General features: G+C 62.4%; 7 protein-coding genes and 2 pseudogenes. 5 read left to right on the top strand and 4 right to left on the bottom strand.

Annotation, left to right across the window (positions count from 1 at the left end):
* On the bottom strand, positions 1–508 hold a 508-nt coding region (locus AC1DY5_RS36470; protein WP_478119355.1), incomplete at its 3' end, for a hypothetical protein.
* Positions 509–636: 128 nt separating this feature from the next.
* Here AC1DY5_RS36470 and AC1DY5_RS36465 point away from each other — a divergent pair.
* On the top strand, positions 637–1,308 hold the full coding sequence (locus AC1DY5_RS36465) for a heavy metal response regulator transcription factor (RefSeq protein ID WP_478119356.1): 672 nt from the start codon (positions 637–639) through the stop codon (positions 1,306–1,308).
* Complete coding sequence (locus AC1DY5_RS36460; protein ID WP_478119354.1) at positions 1,305–2,753, top strand: heavy metal sensor histidine kinase; 1,449 nt, start codon at positions 1,305–1,307, stop codon at positions 2,751–2,753. Before AC1DY5_RS36465 ends, AC1DY5_RS36460 begins: the two co-directional genes overlap by 4 nt.
* Before the next feature lie 200 nt (positions 2,754–2,953).
* Here the strand turns inward: AC1DY5_RS36460 and AC1DY5_RS36455 are convergent.
* Positions 2,954–3,258: pseudogene (locus AC1DY5_RS36455) on the bottom strand (IS4 family transposase); the annotation flags it as partial.
* A gap of 46 nt (positions 3,259–3,304) precedes the next feature.
* Here AC1DY5_RS36455 and AC1DY5_RS36450 point away from each other — a divergent pair.
* Positions 3,305–3,484: pseudogene (locus AC1DY5_RS36450) on the top strand (AMP-binding enzyme); the annotation flags it as partial.
* Positions 3,485–3,500: 16 nt separating this feature from the next.
* Here AC1DY5_RS36450 and AC1DY5_RS36445 read toward each other — a convergent pair.
* Together AC1DY5_RS36445 and AC1DY5_RS36440 are read right to left on the bottom strand one after the other, a co-directional pair.
* Entirely contained in the window at positions 3,501–3,677 is a 177-nt protein-coding gene (locus tag AC1DY5_RS36445; protein ID WP_478119353.1) for a helix-turn-helix domain-containing protein, read from the bottom strand.
* 308 nt (positions 3,678–3,985) lie between these two features.
* Entirely contained in the window at positions 3,986–4,924 is a 939-nt protein-coding gene (locus AC1DY5_RS36440) for an H-NS histone family protein (protein ID WP_478119352.1), read from the bottom strand.
* A 486-nt stretch (positions 4,925–5,410) separates the two neighbouring features.
* On the opposite strand from AC1DY5_RS36440, the gene AC1DY5_RS36435 reads away from it, so the two are divergent.
* Positions 5,411–6,022, top strand: coding sequence for a lipid-binding SYLF domain-containing protein (locus AC1DY5_RS36435; RefSeq protein ID WP_478119351.1), 612 nt, complete (start codon positions 5,411–5,413; stop codon positions 6,020–6,022).
* Positions 6,023–6,091: 69 nt separating this feature from the next.
* The gene (locus AC1DY5_RS36430; RefSeq protein ID WP_478119350.1) at positions 6,092–6,679 is read left to right on the top strand and encodes a BRCT domain-containing protein; all 588 of its coding nucleotides are present in this window, start codon (positions 6,092–6,094) and stop codon (positions 6,677–6,679) included.
* Positions 6,680–6,787 lie beyond the last annotated feature (108 nt).

The following is a 6,787-nucleotide window of genomic DNA, read 5'->3' as shown; positions in this document are numbered from 1 at the left end:
GCTCTAGGTTGACGATCGGCACGTCATCCGGCACGATGATCTTCTTCTCGCCACCCTTGTACTTGAGCGTCAGAGTGTGGCCGTCGGTCGCGACGAGGTCACCGACCGTGCCATTGGTCATCGTGCTTTGGGGTCCAAGATCCCAGGCGCGGTGGCCATCCCCGGTGCCCGCCATCGCGGGCGGGAAAACATGCACTTCAAGCGCTTTCAGCGAGCCGTCCGGCAGAGGAGTCGCCGCCGTTCCGATGTAGCTGCCGGGCTTGATGTCGGTCACCTTGCCGAGCGTGACCGCGCGAACCTGGGTGTCCTTGCTGATCTTGATGCTCAGGTCATCGCCGCGGTTGGTATGGACCTTGATCGCGTCGTCGCTGACCGCGGCAATCGCGCCGCGCACGCCGATCGGCGGCGGTGTCTGGGCGAGTGCGGAGCAGCTGGCGCCGAGCAGGCCGGCGGACATCAATGGCGCGATTGCGAGGGTTCTGAGGAGTTTTCGGAAACTGGTGTTCATGGATGAGCCGTAGAGAATGAAGACATGGCCACTCTAGAGATCGCCAAGGCTCGCAGGCATGACATCCGGATGACAAAAATGTAATGAACCGGCGCCGCGCCACGCGAGAAAATGGTGAACACACTCCCATGAGCATCCTCGTTATCGAAGACGACCCGAAGACGGGCGACTACTTGAAGAAGGGCCTGAAGGAAAGCGGCTACGCCGTCGACCTGGCACGCACCGGCACGGACGGGCTGCACATGGCGCTGGAGCACGCCTACGAACTCATCGTGCTCGACGTGATGCTGCCCGGCATCGACGGCTGGCAGATCATGCAGGCCTTGCGTGACAAGCGGGATTTGCCGGTGCTCTTCCTCACCGCGCGCGACCGGTTGGACGACCGCATCCGCGGCCTCGAACTTGGCGCCGACGACTACCTCGTCAAGCCTTTTTCCTTCACCGAACTCGTGCTGCGGATTCGCACGCTGCTGCGCCGGGGCATCGTGCGCGAAGCCGAGTTCTATGAATTCGCCGATCTCAAACTCGACGTGCTGCGTCGCAAGGTCACCCGCGAAGGCATCGAGATCGTGCTGACAAACAAGGAATTCCTGTTGTTACAGCTTCTGATCAAGCGGCAGGGCGAGGCGCTGTCGCGCACGCTGATCGCCTCCGAAGTGTGGGATATGAATTTTGACAGCGACACCAACGTCGTCGACGTCGCCATCAAGCGCCTTCGCACGAAGATCGATCAGCCGTTCGAGAGAAAGTTGATCCACACGGTGCGCAGCATCGGCTATTCGTTCGGGGATGCGCCATGAAGTGGCTGCCGCGATCGCTGGCAGTGCGCGCCACCTTGCTGCTGGCCTTGATCGCGTGCGCGGTCACCGGCGTGCTCGGCGCATACTTCTTCTACACCGCGCGGGCGTCGATCACCGAACACCTCGATACGCAATTGATCGGCCGCGTCGAGCACTTCCGTCGKCTGGTAGGCAACGTGCAGACGATCGCGGACCTGCACGACCGGCCGCTGCTGTTCGAGACAATGCTCGGCGCCGAGCGCGACGTGCTGCTGCTTCGCCGCCCCGGCGAGGCTCCTTTCATCGACGTCAACCCCGGCCACCTTCCGGTGCCCGGCACGCTCACCGCGGTAGCGGTCGATCACGATCTGGCGATCAGAGACGTGCTGACCATCCCGTTGGCCGACGGCGTGCCAATACATTGGGTCTCGGCGCTCGCGCGCTCGGGCCGCGATGGCGACATGGTGGAGGTGGTCGCCGGCCACCCGCTGACCAACGAGGTGAAGATGATTCGCGCCAATCGCGATCGCGTGGTGCTGGGCGCGCTGGTCTCGATGCTCGCCTCGACCTTGCTGGCGTACCTGGTGCTGCGGCACGGACTGCGGCCGTTGCGTCGCGTGGCGGCGAAGGCGGCCTTGATCAACCCGATCAATCTCGCCCCGCGGCTGCCCGAGCATGACGCGCCGCGCGAAGTGCAGCATATGGTCGTCGCGTTCAACGCGATGCTTGACCGCATTGCCACGGGCTACGAGCGTCTTTCGCAGTTCTCGGCCGACCTCGCGCACGAGATCCGCACCCCCATCGGCGCGCTGATCGGGCAGACGCAGGTCGCCCTGCAGCGGGCCCGAAGCGCCAATGAATACCAGCAACTTCTTGAGTCGAACCTCGAAGAGCTGAACCGGTTGCGCCAGATTGCGGAGAACATCCTGTTCCTCGCGCAGGCCGACCACGCTTCGCTGGCGATCGAGCGGGCGCCGCTTGCGCTGCACGGCGAACTTCAGAAGATCGCCGAATACTTCGAAGGCCTGGCCGATGAGGGCGGGCTCCAGTTCGACGTGCGCGCCAGTGGCGTAGCCTTAGTCAATGCAGCGCTTTGCCGGCGCGCGATCAACAACCTCGTCGTGAATGCGGTGCGCCACGGCGCACGAGGGACGATGGTGCGGCTGATCGGCGCGCAGGACGGCGACATGGCGACGATAGCGGTCGAAAACGAAGGGGCGCCGGTTCCGCCCGAACAGCTCGGGCGCCTGTTCGATCGCTTCTACCGAGGCGACGCGGCACGCAGCCGCTACACCGAATCCAACGGCCTCGGGCTCTCGATCGTCAAGGCGATCATGGCACTGCATGGCGGCGAAGTGCGCGCTTCATGCCCCACGCCTGGTTCGATCCGCTTCGAATTGCGCTTTCCCGCGACGGGTGCCACCGCCGCAGTCGAGCCGCTTGACACTCAGACCGTCGTTGCTTGAGGTAGCCAAGGCGGCGCCCGCCGACCGGAGACGCGCGCGGCCAATTCAATTCACCACAGCTTTCTTGGCATCGGTATCTTGTCCCGTGGGGAACAGCACGCGGCGGCAACCCGGCTATGGAAGGGCATTTCACACGCTCTCAGCCGGCTTCGCTGACTGCGGCCGGTGGCGCAATGTGACGGTCTGCGAGGAAAGCCGTGGCGTTCGTAGCCTTCGATCCAACGCTCGCTCTCCTTGATACCCCCTCGTTCGCCATCGGTTGCCTTGGCCTCACGTGCCCACATCCAGGCATCGAGCACGCCCAGTGGCTCGCGCTGCGCCTCATAGCTCAGCGGGCCCAGTCTTGCAGTTTGGTGGCCATTGAAGTCCAACTTCGTGGCGTCCTGGATGTTGAGCACCACCGTATGCGCTCGATGCTGCAGTCCCAGTGTGGCTGCAGCAGCGCGCGCCAATCGGTCTTGGCGTTGGACAGGAATCGGTAGGCTCCTTGCGTCTTGGCCCAGCCGCTCTTCCAGCAGCACCGCTCGTGCATCCAGCCGAGGCCCAGCAGCTTCATCCTGGGTCGCACCGACGACGTGACCAACGTCGCCGGCCGCCGGCTCGGCACGCGCGAGATCGAGGAGAGCATTTCCAGCTACCCGGCTGTGGCCGAAGTGGCGGTGGTCGGTGTGGCCGATGCGCTCAAGGGCCAAGTGGGGATGGCGTTCGTCGTTCTGCGCGACCCCACTGCGGATTCGGCGGACGCGCTCAACTTCCTGGAATGCGCCATCCGTGACGCGCCAGCCCGCCCGGGTCGGTCACCACGACCTTCGCATGCGCAATGCGGATCAGCGCCTGGCGTTCAAGCTTCTTCAGTTCGACGCTCAGGCTCTGCCGGCTCACGCCCAGCATGTCGCTCAGATCGTTCTGCGCGATCCCGGCCAAGGTCCCTCGTAAGGCCGCCCCTTCGCTGAGCGTCGGCCACCACCTTCCCCATCCAGCAGGCCCCCGCATGAATCCGTCATGTGATGGGCTTTGCAACGGCTGCTCTGAAACTCGGCAGTGAAATAGTGCCGGCCCGGCACCGCAAAGAGGCATGGCGTGTAACCAATTCCCTTAGCACTGACAGCGAATCCACCTCGTCAAATGGACTATCGCCGCTTGGTGCACGAAAAGCCTTGACGCGACCCATTTGAATCAGTCGATAAGATTCTTATCACAATAGCACTCAACGGCCAAGCCTCGGGCAGAGACTACAAGGCAACGGCAGCTGCTGCTTCGAGCGCCGCAGGCGCCGGATGGTTCGCAACAGCCGCCTTGCGCACAGCAGATGGCGATCTTGCCTTCGCCTTCTTGCCGGAAGGCCCCGCTTTCTTCGCTGCGACCTTCTTCGCGGGCAGGGACGTCTTCGATCCAACTGCCAGCCTCTTCGCGGCCGTGGATTTCTTCGCTGGCTTCGAAGCACCCGCCGCCTTTTGTGCGCTAGCCTTGGTGGCCGGTGCCCCCTTCTCCCGAGCCTGGATCACCTGCACAGACGGCGTATCGGCCGCAGAAGCGACAGAAGCCTTTGCAGCCACCTTCTTCCTGGCGGTTTTCGTCATGGTCATTGCGGCACCCGCAGGCGCCGCAACTGCGGCGCTGAGGGATGGCGTCGCGGCAATCGATGCTTTCATCGGCTTGCCTTTCAACGATGCAGCCGACTTGACGCGCTTGAACGCAATCGACCTCGCAGGCGCGACGGCGACGGTTGCAATCGGTTCAGCTGCCAGCGCCGGTGCCGTACCGATCGTGAAACTCGCGAGCGTCCGACCGGCAGCGATGGCGTTTCGCAGCCAGGCCGGCCGCGGCCCACGTCCACCCCACTGATTGCCCTTTCCATCGCTGAACCTCGCACCTTTGGACACAGTGCCACCCTTGCGTTTCGTCGCGTTGGTCTTCTTCGAAGCCGAGCGCGGTGCAAGAGATGCGGAGGTCGAAGCGAATTTCAGATCGCCCGCCGTAAGGCTGAACTTCGAGATCAGGTCGTTGATCTTCGCGATTGCAGCTTTGGCTTCAACGGCCAGTTGCTTTTGCGCGGAGGCCTGGAGAGCAGCAATCTCGCGTGCCAGCTGTGAGTAGGTTTTGGTCATGTGGTGATTGAGAGCGGAAAGGCTGGAGTCTAATTTGTTTCTGCCAAGCAACTGGAACTTCAACGGTGCCTCCGCGGGCCGGAATTCATTCTCGCGATGACGATGCGGTGTCCGGCGACTGCATTTCTGTCGCCGCGCAGAACGAAAAAATGCCGGTGCGCGCGGCGCGCGGGCCGCAACTCGGAGTGGGAAATCCCGTGCCCGAGTCCAAGCCAGGCTTCGCGGTCGGCCGGGTGGCCCAGATGTAGGCCTGAACAGCCCTCTGAAAGTCCAACTCACAGCGGGCAGCACTCCTTGCACCTTGGTGCAGTGTCGCCTGCGGAGGTTGTCGTTCACGATCGCAGACTTGGAGGTAAGGTGCTTCATGACGGGCAGCAATGAACCGGAACAGCCACTGCGAAACCATCCCAAGGCGAGCGAACGAAGGCAGTTCCTGATGTCGGTCGGGGCAGGCGCCGTTGACGCACAATGCGACCACGCGCGGGTGGTCAGGATTGTTTCGCCATGCCTCTGCACGTCACCTCCTCGTATGCTCCAAAGGAATTCGACATGAAACGCCTTTCTCGCTTCGCAATCCTGTTGCCCATTCTTCTTTCGGCCTGCGCCTCAGGTTCCAAGCAGAGCGATATTTCAACGCAGCCTACGTTGTCAGCTGCCGAAGTTCCAAAGGTCAAGGCCGGAATCATCAGCATGCGCGACAAGACGCTCGACGAGCTCTATGCACAAAAGCCGGAGACTCGCGAAGAGCTGAGGAAGGCCGTCGGCTACGCGGTATTCGATTCCGCGCAGATCAACGTCGTGTTTTTCGTCGGGGCGCGTGGTACGGGGGTATTGGTGGACAACGCAACGCAGGCGAACACGTTCATGCTTGCAACGCGCGCCGGCACTGGCCCGGGCGTCGGCTACAAGGACTTCCGGCAAGTGATGATCTTCAAGAACAAGGAAGTCTTCGACCAGTTTCGCAGGCTTGGGGCGGACGTCACGGCGTCCGCTGACGCCACGGTGAAACTGCGTACAGAGGGCTCGGGAACGTCCGCCGACATGTCGGCCTCTTTCAATCCTTTCATCTCCACCTACCAGTTCACAGACAAGGGCCTCTTGCTGCAAGCCAACTGGGGAGGCGCTGCCTTCGTCCCGTACGCGCAACTGAATCAGCCCTAGCAATTTCGCCGCCCGCCGGTTCATGCCGGCGTCTTTCCAGCTGAGCCAACTCTGACAGGACACCCAACCATGCGAGAATCAATCGAGCAACTGCTTGGCATCGTGAGCGGCATCGTTGCAGACGATGACGTTCATGATCTCGAGATCGAATTTCTCAAGGTGTGGCTCGCCGAACACGCTGATGTTGCGAGTGTGTGGCCCGGCATTGCTATCGGCCGGGCGATCGACACCGTGTTGGCGGACGGCCACGTGAGCGAGGAAGAGCGCTCTTACCTGATGAACACCCTCAAGCAGGTGGCATGCGACGATTTAGCGTTTGACGGTCCGGACACCTCCACTGCTTTCGCGCTTGCTCTGAACAACGTGGTCGAGATTGCACTTCGCGACTCCCTCGTCTGTCTCGCAGGTGATTTCCTTCTTGGGACTAAGGCGGCGTGTGAGCGACTGCTTGAACAAGCTGGAGGATGGCCGACTGGGGCCGTCAGCAAGAACGTTCACTACCTGGTAGTCGGCGCCAAGGTGTCGCCGAACTGGATGGAGACGTCCCATGGCCACACCATCAAGGAGGCCCTGGCACTGCAGCAAGCGGGCCACGGCATCGCGATCATTTCGGAACAGCGATGGCTCGAGAGTTTTGCAGTAAGACCGGCGTCCTGATTGAGGCAGTCTCGAGCATCTGCATTTCGTCTTTGCGCGCGTCACCGGGCGCTCCCAACGGCGTCAATGGCAACGGGCTGTACGTCGTCCCCGAAGCTCATGGTCGGC

The sequence above is a fragment of the Variovorax sp. P4_D9 genome, assembly GCF_056401695.1.
This window is presented reverse-complemented; position numbering and strand designations above follow the sequence as displayed.

What these genes read in the sequence shown, in the direction of transcription:
- AC1DY5_RS36465 (WP_478119356.1), top strand. Translation starts at nt 637, where the DNA reads ATGAGCATCCTCGTTATCGAAGACGACCCGAAGACGGGCGACTACTTG.
- AC1DY5_RS36435 (WP_478119351.1), top strand. Translation starts at nt 5,411, where the DNA reads ATGAAACGCCTTTCTCGCTTCGCAATCCTGTTGCCCATTCTTCTTTCG.
- AC1DY5_RS36430 (WP_478119350.1), top strand. Translation starts at nt 6,092, where the DNA reads ATGCGAGAATCAATCGAGCAACTGCTTGGCATCGTGAGCGGCATCGTT.